Source organism: Microbispora cellulosiformans (genome assembly GCF_008728085.1).
GTDB lineage: Bacteria > Actinomycetota > Actinomycetes > Streptosporangiales > Streptosporangiaceae > Microbispora > Microbispora amethystogenes.
The window spans coordinates 491,342-507,675 of sequence record NZ_VYTZ01000003.1 but is presented as its reverse complement, the minus strand read 5'-3'; the positions used below and the strand labels follow the sequence as shown (position 1 = coordinate 507,675).

Annotated in this window: 13 protein-coding genes; 2 read left to right on the top strand and 11 right to left on the bottom strand. The window is 75.1% G+C overall.

What is annotated here, in order from left to right; all coding sequences use genetic code 11:
* Positions 1-55 precede the first annotated feature (55 nt).
* From F5972_RS10305 to F5972_RS10280, 6 genes are all read right to left on the bottom strand, one after another.
* Entirely contained in the window at positions 56-661 is a 606-nt protein-coding gene (locus F5972_RS10305; RefSeq protein ID WP_150933175.1) for an energy-coupling factor transporter transmembrane component T family protein, read from the bottom strand.
* A complete protein-coding gene (locus F5972_RS10300) occupies positions 658-1,332 on the bottom strand; it encodes an energy-coupling factor ABC transporter ATP-binding protein (protein WP_150933174.1) in 675 nt (224 codons plus the stop codon). Before F5972_RS10300 ends, F5972_RS10305 begins: the two co-directional genes overlap by 4 nt.
* Positions 1,333-2,475 (bottom strand): thiolase family protein, encoded by a 1,143-nt coding sequence (locus F5972_RS10295; protein WP_150933173.1) that lies wholly within the window; start codon positions 2,473-2,475, stop codon positions 1,333-1,335.
* Between the two features lies 1 nt (position 2,476).
* Positions 2,477-3,970: a class I adenylate-forming enzyme family protein gene (locus F5972_RS10290; protein WP_150933172.1), complete on the bottom strand. Its 1,494-nt coding sequence runs from the start codon at positions 3,968-3,970 to the stop codon at positions 2,477-2,479.
* A 7-nt stretch (positions 3,971-3,977) separates the two neighbouring features.
* Positions 3,978-4,589, bottom strand: a complete 612-nt coding sequence (locus F5972_RS10285; RefSeq protein WP_150933171.1) for a biotin transporter BioY — start codon at positions 4,587-4,589, stop codon at positions 3,978-3,980.
* 104 nt (positions 4,590-4,693) lie between these two features.
* Positions 4,694-5,365: a TetR/AcrR family transcriptional regulator C-terminal domain-containing protein gene (locus tag F5972_RS10280; RefSeq protein WP_225311320.1), complete on the bottom strand. Its 672-nt coding sequence runs from the start codon at positions 5,363-5,365 to the stop codon at positions 4,694-4,696.
* A 49-nt stretch (positions 5,366-5,414) separates the two neighbouring features.
* Between F5972_RS10280 and F5972_RS10275 the strand changes: the two genes are divergently transcribed.
* Positions 5,415-6,410 carry an abortive infection protein gene (locus F5972_RS10275; protein WP_150933169.1) on the top strand — a complete coding sequence of 332 codons (996 nt, stop codon included), beginning with the start codon at positions 5,415-5,417 and terminating at the stop codon, positions 6,408-6,410.
* A gap of 7 nt (positions 6,411-6,417) precedes the next feature.
* On the opposite strand, the gene F5972_RS10270 is transcribed toward F5972_RS10275, so the two are convergent.
* Positions 6,418-7,608 (bottom strand): ArsB/NhaD family transporter, encoded by a 1,191-nt coding sequence (locus tag F5972_RS10270; RefSeq protein WP_150933168.1) that lies wholly within the window; start codon positions 7,606-7,608, stop codon positions 6,418-6,420.
* 190 nt (positions 7,609-7,798) lie between these two features.
* Between F5972_RS10270 and F5972_RS10265 the strand changes: the two genes are divergently transcribed.
* The gene (locus F5972_RS10265; protein ID WP_225311319.1) at positions 7,799-13,585 is read left to right on the top strand and encodes a WD40 domain-containing protein; all 5,787 of its coding nucleotides are present in this window, start codon (positions 7,799-7,801) and stop codon (positions 13,583-13,585) included.
* Positions 13,586-13,613: 28 nt separating this feature from the next.
* Here the strand turns inward: F5972_RS10265 and F5972_RS10260 are convergent, their stop codons facing one another.
* The 4 genes from F5972_RS10260 to F5972_RS10245 all read right to left on the bottom strand — a co-directional run bounded on the left by F5972_RS10260 (position 13,614) and on the right by F5972_RS10245 (position 16,300).
* Entirely contained in the window at positions 13,614-14,201 is a 588-nt protein-coding gene (locus tag F5972_RS10260; RefSeq protein ID WP_150933167.1) for a TetR/AcrR family transcriptional regulator, read from the bottom strand.
* The gene (locus F5972_RS10255) at positions 14,194-15,069 is read right to left on the bottom strand and encodes an alpha/beta fold hydrolase (protein ID WP_225311318.1); all 876 of its coding nucleotides are present in this window, start codon (positions 15,067-15,069) and stop codon (positions 14,194-14,196) included. Before F5972_RS10255 ends, F5972_RS10260 begins: the two co-directional genes overlap by 8 nt.
* 147 nt (positions 15,070-15,216) lie before the next feature.
* Positions 15,217-15,822, bottom strand: coding sequence for a dephospho-CoA kinase (gene coaE / locus F5972_RS10250; protein ID WP_150933166.1), 606 nt, complete (start codon positions 15,820-15,822; stop codon positions 15,217-15,219).
* Positions 15,823-15,832: 10 nt separating this feature from the next.
* Positions 15,833-16,300, bottom strand: coding sequence for a GNAT family N-acetyltransferase (locus F5972_RS10245; protein ID WP_150933165.1), 468 nt, complete (start codon positions 16,298-16,300; stop codon positions 15,833-15,835).
* Between the last annotated feature and the right edge of the window lie 34 nt (positions 16,301-16,334).

The window sequence follows — 16,334 nt, the reverse complement described above, 5'->3', positions numbered from 1 at the left end:
AGGGTCCGGGACACCCGCCACCCGGCCGCAAGCCCCGAGCGCGGCAGCCGGGGGGTCAGTCGTCCAGGCCGCGGGCGGCGAGCGCCTCGCCCAGGGCGTCGGCGTGCCGCAGGGCGCCCACCACGAGCGGGACGGCGAAGGCGCGCGGGCTCCGTTCGACCCCTCTGGCGCGCTGGGCCTCCCTGACCCGGGTGGCCAGTTCCGCGACGACCGGCACGCTGCGCAGCGTGAGAGACAGCAGCAGCGACAGGCGGTACGGATCGAGCCCGGCGAACCTCGCGGGGGCGAGGCACCGTTCCAGGAAGGCCATGAGATCGGCCGTACGCGTCGTGAGGGTGACCAGCCCGGCGAGGGCGATCGCGAGCACGACGCGGAGCGTGGACGACACCGCGCCGGGCAGGTCCGCCACCACCAGTTGCACCCCGAACAGGGCCAGGGCGAACCAGCGGACCGGCCGCACCTGCGCCCAGGCCGCCGTCACCCCCACGCCCGACACGGCGTACAGGGCCGCCACGACGACGGCGGCGACCGCCAGCGCGGCGGGCGGGCGCAGCAGCAGGAGCACAGTGCAGCACACGGCGAGCCCAGCGAGCTTGACGCCCGCGGGCAGCCGGTGCAGGGGCGAGCCGCCGGGCACGTAGGCGCCGGTGAGGCCCTTCACGCCATCATCTTCCGGTAGTGGCCGATCGCGGTCGCGGGATCCGCGTCGGCGACGATCCGGCCCTGGTCCACCACGAGCACGCGGTCGAAGTCCTCCAGCAACGGAAGGTCGTGGGTGACCACCACCACCTGCTGCGGCAGGCTCCGCAGCACGCCCGCGACCTGCCGGGAGTGCCGCAGGTCGAGCAGGGTGGTGGGCTCGTCCATGACGAGGATCTCCGGTTCGAGCACGAGGACCGAGCAGAGGGCGAGCAACTGCTTCTGGCCGCCGGACAGGTGGTGCGCGGGGTGGTCGGCGTGCTCCGCGAGGCCGTACCTCTCCAGCGTCTCCCGCACCCGGCGCTCGGTCTCCTCGCGCGGCAGGCCCTTGCGCCGCAGCGAGAAGGCGACGTCCTCGGCGACCGTCGGCATCACGATCTGCGCGTCGGGGTCGGTGAACAGGAACCCGACCCCGCGCCTGATCCGGGCCGCGTGACGGCGCGTGTCGAGCCCGAACACGGTGACGCTGCCCGAGGACGGCAGCACCAGGCCGTTGAGCAGGCGGGCGAGCGTGCTCTTGCCCGAACCGTTGGCCCCGACCACCCCCACCCGGCGCTCGGTCAGCGTGGCCGTGACGCCGCGCAGCACCTCCCGCTGCCCGAGCCGCACATGGACGTCCGTCAGCCGGATCACTCAAACCACCTCGAACAGGGCGGCGATCCCCAGACCGCCGCCGACCGCGACCGCCGCCAGGCCCAGCGTGCCCGGCGGCGCCCCCTCCCCGAGGAGCCGGCTGAACAGCCGGGTCACCACGACCGCGCCGCTCGCGCCCCAGGGGTGGCCGAGGGCGAGCGCGCCGCCGCCGGCGCACACCCGGTCCGCGTCGGCGCCGAGCGGGTCGAGACCGAGCGCGTCGGTCACGGCGAGCACCTGCGCCGCGAACGCCTCCACGATCTCCACCGCCGCCACCCGCGCCAGGTCCGTCCCGGTCCGCTCCAGCACCCGCCGTACGGCGGGCACCGGCCCCCAGCCGGGCAGCGCGGGGTCGCAGCCGGTCACGGTCCCGGCCAGCAGGCGCAGGCCGGGCAGCCCGGCCGCGGCGCGCAGCCGCTCCGGCACGACCGCCACGGCCGCCGCGCCGTCGCTCACCGGGGAGGAGTTGCCGGCCGTCACCGTGCCTCCCGGCACGAACGCGGCGGGCAGCCGGGCCAGCGACGCGGGCCGCAGGACGCGCGGCCGCTGGTCGTCGGTCCGGCCGCCGATCGGGACGATCTCCCGCTCGAACCGGCCCGCCTCGCGGGCGGCCAGCGCCCGCTCGTGGCTCCGGCGGGCGTAGTCGTCCTGGCGCTCCCTGGTCACGCCGTACGCGGCGGCGAGCGCTTCAGCCGCCGGGCCCATCTCGGGGTCCGGGTGGCCCTCCGGCGCGAACGGCGCTCGTTCGTACGGCACGCCCTCCCGCCGATGGACCCGCACCGGCGCGGTCGAGGCGCTCTCGGCCCCGCCGGCGACGACGAGGGCGGCCTCCCCGCAGCGTACGGCCTGGGCGGCCAGCAGGATCGCGGCGAGCCCGCTGCCGCACTGCCGGTCGACGGTGACGCCCGGCACCTCCGGCCCCAGCCCGGCGGCCAGCGCGCAGACCCGCGCCAGGTTGCCCCCGGGACCCGTGCAGTTGCCCAGCACCACGTCGTCCACCGGAACGCCGAGCGGCGCGACGTCGCGGACCACCGCCTCGACGACCGGCGCGGCGAGCCGGTGGACCGGCACGGTCGCGAAGGCGTGACCGGCGGTGCCGATGGGGGTACGGCGGGCCGCCACGATCACCGGCTGGTCGTCCATCTCAGCCGAGCCGCCAGATCTCCGGGCCACCGATCACCGTGCCGCCGGTCTCCGGGTCGCCGGCGAAACGGGCGGCGAGGTGGGCGGCGAGCAGGCCGCGGGCCGGCTTCCCGGCGGCCGTGCGGGGCAGGGAGCGCGTGGCGTACCAGCGCCGGGGCCGCTGCGCCGGATCGAGTTCGGCGCGCGCCACCTCCTCCAGAGCCGCCCGCGAAAGTGCCTCGATTCGCACGGCGCCCTCGCCGATCCCCTCGGCGTCGCTCGCATCGGTGCCGTCGGCGATCACCCCGGCCGCACTCTCGACGACCGTTTCCACGACCGCGGTGACGACCGCGCCGAGGTAGGGGTGCGGCGTGCCGACCACGACCACGTCGTTCACTCCAGGCACCTTCCTCAGCACCTCCTCGACGTCCTCGGGCACCACCGTGGCGCCGCCGGTCTGGATCGCGCCGTCACCGCGGCCGCGCAGCCGCAGGACCTCGCCCGGCCGGTACGGCTCTGCGAGGTCGCCGACCGTCGTCCAGCCGTCGCCGTCCCGGCGCAGGGGCCCGGCGGCCCCCGCCAGATAGCCCTCGCACAGCCAGGGGGAACGCACCCACACCTCACCCAGGGCGTGCCCGGGCTCCGGCCTGACGTCGATCTCGACGCCGGGGAACGGCCGCAGCCCGCGGCCGTCGGCGTCCACGGCGACGAACGACAGCTCGGTCGCGCCGTAATAGGACACCACACGCACTCCGGCCCGCGCCGCGCGGGTCCGGGCGCCGGGGTCCAGGGCGGCCCCGCCCACCACGGCCGTACGCAGCGGGCCGCCGGTCGCCTCCAGCACGTCCAGCACCGCCGGCAGCCGGTGGGGCACCACGTGGACCGCGGTGGCCCGGCTCAGCTGCCCGGCCAGCGCCGCGGGAGACCACCGGCCGGGCACCACGGCGGTGGCTCCCGCCGCCAGGGTGTGCGCCGCCGCGAAGCCGTACAGGGAGGAGACCAGCGGGCCGGGGATCAGCACGACGTCGTCCGGGCCGATCCCGGTCAGCTCGTCCAGGTGGGGGAACGACCCGGTCCAGGAGGCGCGGGTGCGCACCACCGCGCGCGGCCTTCCGGTGCTGCCGGAGCTGAAGCAGGCCCAGGTCAGGTCGCCCGGGGCCGGATCGTGCCGTACGGGCGGGCCGTCCGCCCCGGCCAGCGGGGCGTCGAAGCGGGCGGCGACGGGCACCGCGGCCATGACCTGCTCGCGCCGCTCCGCGCTCCACGTGTGGTCGCACAGCAGCGGCGTGGCGCCCGCGAGGTCGGCGGCGAGCACGGCGACGAGCAGGTCCACCGGATCGGCCTGGCCGGCCGCGACCAGCGCGCCGCGCCCGGCGCCCCGGTCACGCAGACGGCGGGCGGCCCGTCCGGCGCGGCCGGCGAGCTCGGCGTAGGTCAGGTCGCCTCCGGGGCCGGACACCGCGACCTGATGCGGACGGGTGGTGGCGTGGCGCAGGACCCGGTCGGCTACCGGCACGGGGGGATCACCGTCCCCCGGCCCGCAGCCGCTCGCGGTGCACCGCCGGGATCGCGTCCGGGTAGGCCCGCTGGGTGCCCCGCGCCACGATCGTCGCCAGCACCGCCTTGATCAGGTCGCCGGGCAGGAACCCGGCGCTCAGCAGGGCGGTCTTGCCCAGGGGAAGCCCGGTGACCAGCGCCTGCACGGGGATGCCGCACAGGTAGACCACCCCGACGCCGCCCGCGAGGCAGGCGGCCAGCATCCGCATCGTGCCCGGGGCGCGGCCGCCGCGCTCGACGATCCAGCCGGTCAGGGCCGCCCCGGGGAGCCAGCCGATCAGGAAGCCGGCCGAGGGGCCGGCGAAGACGCCGAGGCCGCCGCGTCCGCCGGCGAGCAGTGGAAGCCCCGCGGCGACCAGCACGAGCAGGACCGCGACGGCGAGGGCGGACCGCCAGGTGCCCAGGATCGCCCCGGCGAGCATGACGCCGAGCGTCTGCAACGTGATCGGCACCACGTCGCCGAAGACGTTCAGCGTGCCCGGCAGGCCGAGCACGGCGATCAGCGCGGCGAAGACGCTGACCCTGGCGATGTCTCCGGCGGGGAGACGCCGCCGCGATGGGCGCTGTTCATCTGTCACGGGACGATCCCATACCAGGACCACCCTCCTGGCTCATGAGGATTTCGACAACTTTTTCCCGCGTCGTTCTCAACGGTGTCCATAGGCAACGTCCGGCAGGAAGATCAGGGCGCGCCGGGCCGGGCGGCGGCGATGCCGTCGAGGACGCGTTCGAGCCCCTCGGCGAACGCCTCCTCCGGGCCGACCGCCTCGAACTCGGCGATGATCCACGCCAGCGTCGGATATCTCCCGGTGGCGACCGATCGGGCGAGGTAGGCCAGCTTCTTCTCCCCCGGCTCCGCCTCCGGGCCACTCAGCAGTTCCAGTTGCAGGAAGCCCGCGATGTAGGCCCGGACCGCGTCCACCGCGTGAACGGTGAGCCGCGCCGGCAGCCCCAGCCGGGCCACGGCCGCGAACAGCCGCTCGGAGTAGGCGAGCCCGTTCGGCCCGTACGGCTGGCGGGTGCCGAGCAGCGTGACGTACCAGGGGTGACGCCGGGCCGTGCGCTGGGTGTCCCACGCGATGGCCCGCAGTTCGTCGCGCCAGTCGCCGGGCGGAGGCGGCGGGATCTCGCCGCAGACCGCGTCCATCATCAGGTCGAGCAGGTCGTCCTTGGAATCGAGGTAGCCGTACAGGCGCATGGGGCCGGTCCCGAGCGCGGCGGCCACCCGGCGCAGCGACACGGCCTCCAGCCCCTCGACGTCGGCGAGGGCGACGGCCGCGGCGGTGACGGCCTGCCTGCTCAGCCGTACGGACCGGCGTTCACCCGGCTCGGGCCGCTCCCAGATCACACTCACTCGATACAGTGTATCGTGTCGATACACCGTATCGAGAAGGGGTGGAGCCATGCGGAAGGCGATCAACTACGACGTGGGCGTCCGGACGACCGCCGACCGGCCCTCGCGGCCCCGCTTCGACGCGGGCCAGGTGCGCGAGGAGATGCGGGTCATCCGCCACGACCTCGGCTGCGCCGCCGTACGGATCTTCGGCGAGGACCTCGACCGGCTGACCGTCGCGGCCGAGCACGCCCTCGCCGAGGGGCTGGAGGTGTGGTTCTCGCCCGACGCGCACAACGCCCGTCCAGGCGATTGGCTGCCCTACCTGGCGCGGTGCGCGAGGGCCGCCGAACGGCTCCGCGCGGGCTCGGACCGGGTGGTGTTCGTCACCGGCCGGGAGCTGACGTTCTTCATGCGCGGGCTCGTCCTCGGCCGGGACGCGTTCGCCCGGATGCGCATGTTCACCTCCGTCCCCCGGCTCCTCGCGAACCTGGCGCTCAAGGGCTCGTTCAACCGGCGGCTGAACGGCTTCCTGGCCCGCGCGGCGCCGGTCGTGCGGGCGGAGTTCGGTGGCCTGGTGACGTACGCGGCGGGGCCGTGGGAGGAGGTGGACTGGTCGCCCTTCGACGTGGTCGCCGTGGACCACTACAGGGACGCGGGCAACGCCGCCGCCTACCGCGAGCGGATCCGGGCCTACCAGGCGCACGGCAGGCCGTTCGCGGTCACCGAGTTCGGCTGCTGCACCTACCGGGGCGCGGCGGCGCGGGGCGCGACGGCCTGGAACGTCGTGGACCGCGCGGCGGAGCCCGCCCGGCTGCGGGAGCCGCTGGTCCGCGACGAGCACGAGCAGGCCGCCGAGATCACCGGGCTGCTGGACGTCTTCGCCGAGGAGGGGGTGGACACGGCCTTCCTCTTCACGTTCGCGTCCTACAGCTATCCCCACCGTCCCGACCCCGCCCACGACCTCGACCTCGCGGCGTACGGCGTCGTCCGCTGTCTGCCGGACGGGTCGTGGGAGCCGAAGGAGGCGTTCCACGCGTACGCCGCCTGGCCGGGCCGGCCCTGAGACGCGCTCAGCCGGTGAGGACCAGGACGGTCACCGTCGCGGCGAGTCCGGCCACGGCGAGGCCCGCGCCGGTGGCGACGAACTTGGCCAGCGGCACCCGCACGTCTCCCCGGCGGCACCACTCGAACCACAGCAGGGTCGCGAGCGACCCCCACGGCGTGATCACCGGGCCGAGGTTGGTGCCCGCGAGCAGCGACAGCAACTGCGTGTGGTTGGCCGCCGGGATGACCTGCTCGCCCGCGACGTACGCCGGGAGGTTGTTGACCACGTTGGACAGCGCGGCCCCGGCGGCGGCCGCGCGGTAGGCGCCGTCTCCGTCGCTCCCCACGCCGATGAGCGCGCGCATCACGTCCGCCAGGCCGAGGCGGCTGAGCGTCGGGACCACGAGGAACAGGCCGGTGACGAAGACCAGCAGCCGCCAGGGGACCAGGCCCCACACGAGCTTCGCCCGGTCGCGCCAGGCGAAGGCCGCGACCACCGCGACCGCCGCGACGAGGGCCGCGACGCCGATCTCGACGCCCGCCAGGATCGCGGCGATGAACAGCAGGCAGGCCACACCGGAGACGCCGAACAGCACCCGGTCGGCCACCGGGACCGGCGGCGGCGGCTCGTACCGGTCCTCCCCCCGCTCGCCGCGCCGCCAGTAGAACACCCAGAGGAAGGCCATCGTGACCGCGATCGAGACGAGCTGGGGCGCCCACATCCGCGCGGCGAACTCCTGGGTGGTCAGCGCGACGCGGTTCATGGCGAGCAGGTTGGTGAGGTTGGAGACCGGCAGCAGCAGGCTCGCGGTATTGGCCAGCCACACCGTGGTCATCACCATCGGCAGCGGGGCGATCTTCGCGCGGGGCGCCAGGGCCAGCATGACCGGCGTCAGCAGCACGGCCGTCGTGTCCAGGTTCAGGAATATCGTGACCAGGGAGGCGAACGCCGCGCACAGCAGGAAGAGGCTCGCGTAGCTGCCCCGGCCGACGATCGCGATGCGGGTCGCGATGACGTCGAAGACCCGCGCCTCCTTGGTCAGCTCGGCGAGCACGATGACCGCGCCGAGGAACAGCAGCAGGGGCGCGATGCGCTCGACGCTCTCCCTGGCGGTCTCGGCCGGCAGCAGGCCGGTGGCCACGAACACCAGGCCCGCCGCGAGCAGCCCGAACCTGATCCAGTCGAGAACGCTCAGCCTCCGCAGCCCGGTCGCCACGCGGACACCCTATCCCGCAGGCCGAGATGATCGAACCCCTCCAAACCGTCGGTGACAGCGGGAATACTGGGCCCCATGACGCACGTCGATGGGGGCGGCCGGTGGGCGATTGCGGCGAACAGGGCATGAGCGGGCGAATCACCAGGCAGCGGGCGGTCCGCCTACCCGGGCCGCCGGGTGAGGGGGCGGCGTGAGCGGGCGCGGGGACGCCAGAACGGAGATCTTCGTCAGCTACTCCCCCGCGGACGAGCGGTGGGCGACGTGGATCGCCTGGCAGCTCGAAGCCGCCGGCTACCGCACGATGCTCCAGGCGTGGGACTTCGTGCCCGGCACCAACTTCATCGACTTCATGGACCGCGGCGTCAGCGAGGCCGACCTGGTCGTCGCCGTGCTCACCCGTAACTACCTGGGCTCGCGGTACGGCAGGCTGGAGTGGCAGGCGGCGCTGCGCGCCGATCCGGACAACCCGTCCAACAAGCTCGTGACGGTCCGGCTGGAGGACTGCCCGCTCGACGGGCTGCTGTCCACGATCACCTGGGTCGACCTCCTCGGCGTGACCGACCCCGGCGAGGCGCGGCGGCTGCTGCTGACCCGGATCAGGCAGGCCCTGGCCGGGCGGGCCAAACCGGACGAGCCGCCCCGGTTCCCGGCCGCGTCCGCCGACGGCTCACCGGGCCCGCACGGCTCGCCGGGTCCACACGACCCGCGTGCCCTCCGGCCGCCCGCCGACCCGGTGCCCGCCGTACGGATCCCCAGGGCGCGCCGGGCCCCGGCCGCCGAGCCGGCGTTCCCGACTGCCGACCGCGCGGGCGGCGCGTCGTCGGTCACCGTGCTGCACGTCGCCGGGCCGCGCTTCGGGCGCGGGCTCGCGGAGGCGGACGAGCCGCTCGACGCGGGCGAGTTGCAGGCGAGCGTGTGGGCCGACCTGACCCGCCTCGCCGACGCCGGGGTGCCCCGGCCCGACCTGCTCGTGGTGACCGGCGACCTCACCGAGTCGGGCAGCATCCGCGAGTGCGAGCAGGCGCTGGCGTTCCTCACCGGGCTGCGCGTGCTGCTCGGCCTCGAACCCGGGCGCCTCGCCGTCGTTCCCGGGCCGCGCGACGTCACCAAGGCGGCGTGCCGGGCCTACTTCGCCACCTGCGAGGCCGACGACGTGCGCCCGCAGCCGCCCTACTGGCCGAAGTGGCGGCACTTCTCCACGCTCTTCGGCGAGCTCTACCAGGGCCTCGACGGCCCCGCCTTCGACAGCGCCCAGCCGTGGACGCTGTTCGAGCTGCCCGAGCTTCGCACGGTCGTCGCCGGGATCAACTCGACCATCGCGATGAGCCACCGCGAGGAGGACGCCCACGGCTTCGTCGGCGAGGCCCAGGCGGCGTGGTTCGCCGAGCGGCTGCGGCCGTACGACGGATGGCTGCGCATCGGCGTCGTCGCCCATGCCCCGCGCCCCGGCCTGCGCGACGCCGACACCCTGCAGCGCCTGCTCGGTTCCCGGCTCGACCTGCTCGTCCACGGGCGGGACGCGCGGCGCGACGGCCCGGCCGAGGCCGGGGAGCTGGACGGCCTGCCGTGCGTGCCGGCGCTCGCTCCGGGACGCCACCAGATCCTCCAGTTCACACCCGAGGGGCTGCGCCGGTGGACCCGCGACCGGCCGGAGCTGCGCGAGCCGGAGGCCCTGGCCTACCGCTGGCGCGGGTGGCGCCCGCAGAGCCCTCCGCCGCCGGTCGCGGAACCGCCGGAAGTGGCCCCCGAGGAGCCCGCCGGCCCGGCCGACCTGCTGCTCGACCTCATCGCCGAGGTCTGCGAGACCCGGTTCGAACGCGCCAAGATCAAACGGGTGGCCGGCGACCCGCCGCGCCTGCTCGTCACCCACCCCGAGGACGGCTTCGTCCGGCAGGTCCTCGTCGGCGCGCACGCCGGGGAGCCTGGCGAGGAGCACGTCGAGGCGTTCCTCGGCCACGTCCACGCGGCCGGGCTGGAGCACGCGGCGGAGCTGGTCTACCAGGGCCCGCCGCCGCCCCGGGCGTTACGCGACGACGCCCTGCGGCGCGGGCTGCGCCTACGCAGCTTCACCGAGTTCCAGGGCCTGCTCGACCTGTCGGCGTACGTCGCCGGGCAGACTGCGCGGCTGCGCGGCGACCGGCGCTACCCGCCCGAGCTGTACGTGCCGCAGCGGTTCCGCGAGCTCGACCGCAACGGCGGCGAGGTGCGCGACGACCTCGGCGGCGAGCTGATGCGGCTGCTCGCCGCCGACCACGGGCGGTTCGTGCTCGTGCTCGGCGACTTCGGCCGGGGCAAGACGTTCTCGCTGCGCGAGGTGGCCCGGCGCATCCCCGCCGAACTGCCGCACCTCACCCCGATCCTGATCGAGCTGCGCGCCCTCGACAAGGCGCACTCGGTCGCCGGGCTGGTCGCGGCGCACCTCGCCAACCACGGCGAGGAGCTGATCGACCTCAAGGCGTTCCACTACATGCTGCGCCAGGGCCGCATCGTGCTGCTGTTCGACGGCTTCGACGAGCTGGTCACCCGCGTGACGTACGAACGGGCGGCCGACCACCTGGACACCCTGCTGCGCGCTGCGGAGGACAAGGCCAAGATCGTCGTGGCGGGGCGGACCCAGCACTTCAAGTCGCGTAGCCAGGTGATGACCGCGCTCGGCGAGAAGGTCGGCCTGCTGCCCAACCGCCGGGTGCTCGGCATCGAGGAGTTCACCGAGGAGCAGATCCGGGCGTACCTGTTCAACCGGTACGGCTCGCGGGAGGCGGCCGACGACCGGATGGCCCTGCTCACCGGCATCGCCGACCTGCTCGGCCTGGCCCACAACCCCCGCATGCTGAGCTTCATCGCCGATCTGCCGGAGGAGCGGCTGCGGGCCGTCGCGCGGGCCGGAGAGACGATCAGCGCCGCCGGTCTCTACCAGGAGATCCTCGACACCTGGCTGGCCTTCGAGGAGGAGCGGGTCGGCGGCGTGGCCGGGGCCCCCGGCGGGCTCACCCGCGAGGAGCTGCGGCGGGCCACGACCACGCTCGCGCTGCGGCTGTGGGAGACCGGCGAGACCTACCTGCGGCCGGCCGAGCTGGCCGAGGCCGCCGACACGCTCACCGGCCTCGCCGCCGACCCGCGGGCCCCCGTGCCGTACGGATCGGGCGGGGCGGCGGGGGCGGCGCGGCTGACGCCGGAGCAGGCCGTACACGCGGTCGGAGCGGGCAGCCTGCTCGTGCGCACCGACGAGGGGTTGTTCGGCTTCATCCACGCCTCGGTCGCCGAGTGGCTGGTCGCCCGGCATCTGGCCGAGTCCCTCGGCGGGCCTCCGAGCGGGACCGCCGGCGAAGCCTCCGGCTGGCTGGGCCTGCGGCCGCTGTCCACGCTGACCGTCGACTTCCTGTGCGACCTCGCCGACGCGTCCCGGCTGCAGGCCTGGGCGGCCAGGACGCTCGCCTCCCCCGCCTCCGGCGACGTCGCGCGGGCCAACGCCATCAAGGTGACGACCCGGCTGCGCACCTCGGCGCGCACCGACCTGCGCGGGGCGCGGCTCAGCGGCGAGGACCTGTCGTACCGCGAACTGCAGGGCGTGGATCTCACCGGCGCCGACCTGACCGACACCCGGCTCGTCGGGGCCGACCTCTCCCACGCCGTGCTCAGGGACGCGCGGCTGGCCGGTGCCCGCCTGGACGAGGCCGTGCTGGTGGGCGCCGACCTGCGCGGCGCCGACCTCACCCGGGCCCGGCTCGCCCGCGCCGACCTGCGGGACGTCGCCGTCGAGGGCAGCCGCTGGGACCGGGCCGCGATCGTCGGCGCCACCGGCGTCCCCGTCGCGGCGCCGGAACTGCGCGGCGCGGCCGTCGCACCCGCCGTACCGGCCGGGCCCGGCGGCCGCGGGAGAGCGGGCGACCCGGTCGGCGCCGAGCCGGCCCCCGCCGTCGTGGGCGTGCCGTACGGCTACCACTTCGAGAGCAGCCGCCTGCCGGAGCCGGTCGCCTACCACCCCGACGGCGGCGTGCTCGCGCTCGGCGGTGAGGACGGCGGCGTGCTTGTCTGCGACGCCGTCACCGGGTCGGCGCTGCGCACGCTGCACGGCCACCGCGGCCGCGTCTACAAGGTCGTCTACGGCGAGGCCGGTCTGGTGACCGGCGCGAGCGACGGGACCGTGCGGGTGTGGGACCCGCACACCGGAGCGCCGTCCCACGTCCTGCACGGCCATCCCGAGGGGGTGTGGCCGGTCGTGACCTCCGGCGACCTGATCGCGGCCGGCGGCGCCGACGGGATCGTGCGGGTCTGGGCGTCCGGGGAGCTCGTGCGGGAACTGCCGGGTCACAGCGCCCCGATCTACACCGCCGTGTTCCTGCCGGGACTGCTGGTGACCGGCGACCGCGCGGGGGTGATCCGCGTGTGGGACCTCGCCACCGGGCAGGTGCGCCATCACCTGACCGGTCACAGCGGAGCCGTCTACCGGCTGGTGCTCAGCCCCGACGGCACCCGCCTGGCCGCCGGGGACGGGCAGGGTGTGCTGCGCCTCTGGGACCCCCGCACCGGCGCCGCGCTGCACGAGCTGACCGGGCACCCCGGGCGGATCTACTCCCTCGCCTTCCACCCGGAGGGCCGGCTGCTCGCCTCCGGCGACACCGAGGGAGCCGTACGGCTGTGGGACCCGGTCACGGGTGAGGCGGCCGGCAGCCTGCCGGGGCACCGCGGCGCGGTCTACCAGGTGCTGTTCGACCCCACCGGGGAGCTGCTCGCCACCGGCGACAGCGACGGCGTCGTGCGGCTCTGGGACTCCGTCACCGCCCAGGCGCGCGCCGAGCTGACCGGGCACCGGGGATCGGTGTGGCCGTTCGCCTTCCGCCCGGACGGCCGGCAACTCGCGACCAGCAGCAACGACGGCACCGCCCGCCTGTGGGACCCGCATACCGGGCAGTGCGCCCAGACGCTGCGCGGGCACGGGCGCCGCATCACCTCGGTGCGCTTCTCCGCCGACGGCGGCATGCTCGCCGCCTGCGGCAACGACGGCTACGTACGCCTGTGGGACCCGGCGACGGGACGGCGCCTGCGCTCGCTCACCGGGACGGCCGACCGGCTGGTGTCGGCCGTCTTCAGCCCAGCCGGGCCGCTGCTCGCGACCGCGAGCAACGACGGCGGGGTCTACCTGTGGAACCCGGTGGCGGGGGTGTACGAGCGCGAGCTCAACGTGGAGACCGACCACGTGTGGGCCGAGGCGTTCAGCCCCGACGGGGAACTGCTGGCCACCGCCAACGACGACGACAGCGTGCGGCTGTGGTATCGCCCCACCGGGCGGCAGGTCGCGAACCTCTCCGGCCACCGGGGACGGGTCAGGTCGATCGCCTTCGATCCCGGCGGGCGGTTCGCCGCCACCGGCTGCGACGACCGCCGGGTGCGGCTGTGGGACCTGCGGACGGGCCGGTGCACGGCGACGCTGGACGGCCACGGCGACCGGGTGTACGCGGTGGCCTTCTCCCCCGCGGGCGGCCTGCTGGCCAGCGCGAGCAACGACGGCACCGCCCGCCTGTGGGACCTCGCCTCCGGCGAGTGCGCGCACGTGCTCGACGGCGGCGGCCGGCTGTGGACGGCCGCCTTCAGCCCGTCCGGCGACCTGCTCGCCACGGCCGGCGACGACCTCGCCGTCCACCTGTGGGACCCGTCGACCGGCGCGCGCGTCGGCTCCCTCGCGGGCCACGGCCGCCGGATCTGGTCCGTCGCGTTCCATCCCTCGGGCGACCTGCTCGCCAGCGGCGGGGACGACGGCGTGGTGATCCTGTGGGACGTCCCCCGGCGTACGCGCCGCACGACCCTGCTCGGCCTGCCGGAGGGGTGGGCCGCCTTCTCCCCCGGCGGGCTGTACAAGCTGGAGGGCGACGTGACGGGCCAGTTCTGGTTCGTGATCGGCATGTGCCGGTTCGAGCCGGGCGAGCTGGACGAATACCTGCCGGAGGTCCGCCGGCTGGCCCTGGACGAGCCCTTCTGACACGCCGGGGGTCTACTGCTCGGGGGGTTCAGCGCCCGGGCGTGCCGTCGGCGGCGCTCATCTCGCGGGCGGTGCGGAGCCCGGAGACGACCATGTGGGCCAGCAGGGCGTAGCTCTCGTCCAGGTCCTCGGCGAGACGGAACGCGCCCTCCGCCTCCAGGACGGCGAAACCGTGCGTCACGGCGCGCAGGCAGCGGACCGCGTGGATCGCCGCCGAGCCCTCCAGCCCGTACGCCCGCAGCGCCGCGAGCATGACGCCGACGAGCCGGTCCCCCGCCTCGGCCGTCTCCGGCAACGGCGCCTGGACCAGGACCGAGTAGCGGTGCGGGTGCCGGGCGGCGTACGACCGCCAGCCGTCCATCAGGGCGCGCAGCGCGTCGTCGCCCGACCGGCCGAGCACCGCCTCCGCCGCGATCTCGGTCAGCTCCGCCAGCACCCGCCCGGAGACCAGGCCACGCAACTCGGCGAGGCCGCGTACGTGCTTGTAGAGCGAGGGGGTGGCGACCCCCGCCCGCCCGGCGACCGCGGACAGGGTGAGCGCGTCCGGGCCCTCCTCGTCCACGATCCGCAGCGCGAGACCGACGACGGCGTCGGGAGACAGAGACGCTCTAGGCACGAGCCTCCTCCTTGAGGAACGCGAGCACGGCGGCGGCGACCTCGCCGGGGTACTGCGCGTGCGGGTAGTGCCCGGCGCCGTCGATCATCGCCACCTTCCCGAGCCCGGCCGGCATGCCGGCGACCACGCCGTCCGCCTCGGCGCGGGGGTCGGCCCAGTCGGGGTCGCGGGTCCCCACGACGACCAGGGCGGCGCAGCGGACGCGGCCGAGGTGCGCGCCCGCGTCCTTCGGGGCGGACGCGCCCATCGCGCTGACCACGGCCATGCGGCCCGGCCTGCCCAGGTCGTCGCCCAGGGCGGTCAGGTAGCCCGCCCAGTCAGCGGGCTTGACGCCGGGGTAGGCGTGGCCGAGATACCTCTTCCACAGCCCGGCGCTGCGGAAGATCGCCACACCCATCAGCAGCGTCATGCCCCTGCGGTAGTGCCCGTTGCGCAGCAACCCGCCCAGGTCGGGCTGCTGCGGCCGGGTGAACGGGGCGATCTCCACGAGCGCGCCGACCAGCTCGGGCCGCCGCGCCGCCGCGATGGTGGCCGCCCCTCCGGCGAACGAGTGCCCCACGACCACGGCGGGACCGCCCAGGTGCTCGATCAGGGCGACGATGTCGTTCGCGGTGTCGGTGCGCGTGTAGGAGCTCCAGCCGAGGCTCGACTCGCCGTGCCCCCGCAGGTCCATGACCGCCACGCGGTAGCCGGCGGCGGCCAGCGCGGGCGCGAGGAAGCGGTAGGCGCGCCTGCTGTCCCCCATGCCCGGGGCCATCACGACCAGCGGGCCCTCCCCGATCACGTCGTACGCGATCTCTCCGTCGCCGATCTTCAGGAACCGCGTCACGCCGTTCTCGGTCACGTCGCCCTCCAGGCTCATGCTCATAGCCTCAAAGCTAATACCATTAGCCAAATTCGTCAAGGCGTGACGAGGCGACAGCCCGTCGGGGGCTGGTATAGCGCGGGCGCCTTTACCTTGTAGATTCGCAAGATGGCCGGGCGCGCCTCTTTCAGGTGCCGGCTTCCCCGCAGGTCAGCGCTGGGAGGAGGCGCGGGTGCTCAGGTCCTGCCAGACCCTGTCGACCTGGGCCTCCAGCTGGTCCAGGGAGCCCTCGTTGCCGATCACGATGTCGGCGATCCTCAGGCGGTCCTCGCGCGAGGCCTGGGCCGCGATCCGGGCGCGCGCGTCCGCCTCGGACATGCCGCGCGACCGCAGCAGCCGCTCCAGCCGGACGTCGTCCGGCGTGTCCACGACGATCACCACGTCGTACAGGGGGGCCAGGTTGTTCTCCGCCAGCAGCGGCACGTCGTAGACGACGACCGCGTCGTCCGGGGCCTCCCGCTGCAGTTGCTCACTGCGCTCGCCCACCTTGGGGTGGACGATCCCGTTGAGGATCCGCAACTTCTCGGTGTCGGCGAAGACGATCGAGCCGAGGCGTTCCCGGTCAAGGGCTCCGTCGGGGCGGAGCACGCCCTCGCCGAACGCCGCGACGATCTGCGCGAGCCCGGGGGTGCCGGGTTCCACGACCTCTCTGGCGATCTTGTCCGCGTCGACGACGACGGCGCCGCGGGCGGCGAGCCGGCGCGACACCTCGCTCTTGCCCGAACCTATGCCGCCCGTGAGCCCAACCTTCAGCACGTCCCGCAGCCTATCGGGCAGGCTGGGGCTCCCGGCGCAGGTGGACCAGCATGAGGTGGTCCTGCACCCGCTCCCGCTGGGTCTCGCGGTAGCCGAGACGCCGATAGAGCCGCAGGTTCCCCTCCGACAGATGCCCCGTGAACAGGTCGAACGCCGCCGCCTCGGGTACGGCCTCGTGGATCGCGGCCAGCAGTGCGGTGCCGATCCCCTGCCCCTGCCGGTCGGGTGCGACGACGAGGCGGCCGACCAGGCACGTCGTGCCGGACAGCTGGCCCCGGACCGCGCCGACCACCCGCCCGCCGTCCGTCGCCTTGAGCACGATCGCCGCCTCGATCACCGTACGCACCTGGTCGAGCGACTCCACGAGCGGCGCGATGAACGGGTCGCCGTAAAGCTGGGCCTCGGTCACGTACGCGGCCCGCTGCAGGGTCAGGATCTCCCCGGCGTCCCCGGGCACGGCCTTCGTGATCTCCACCACGCCGCCACCCTATCGGCGATCGGCCGGGCGCCAC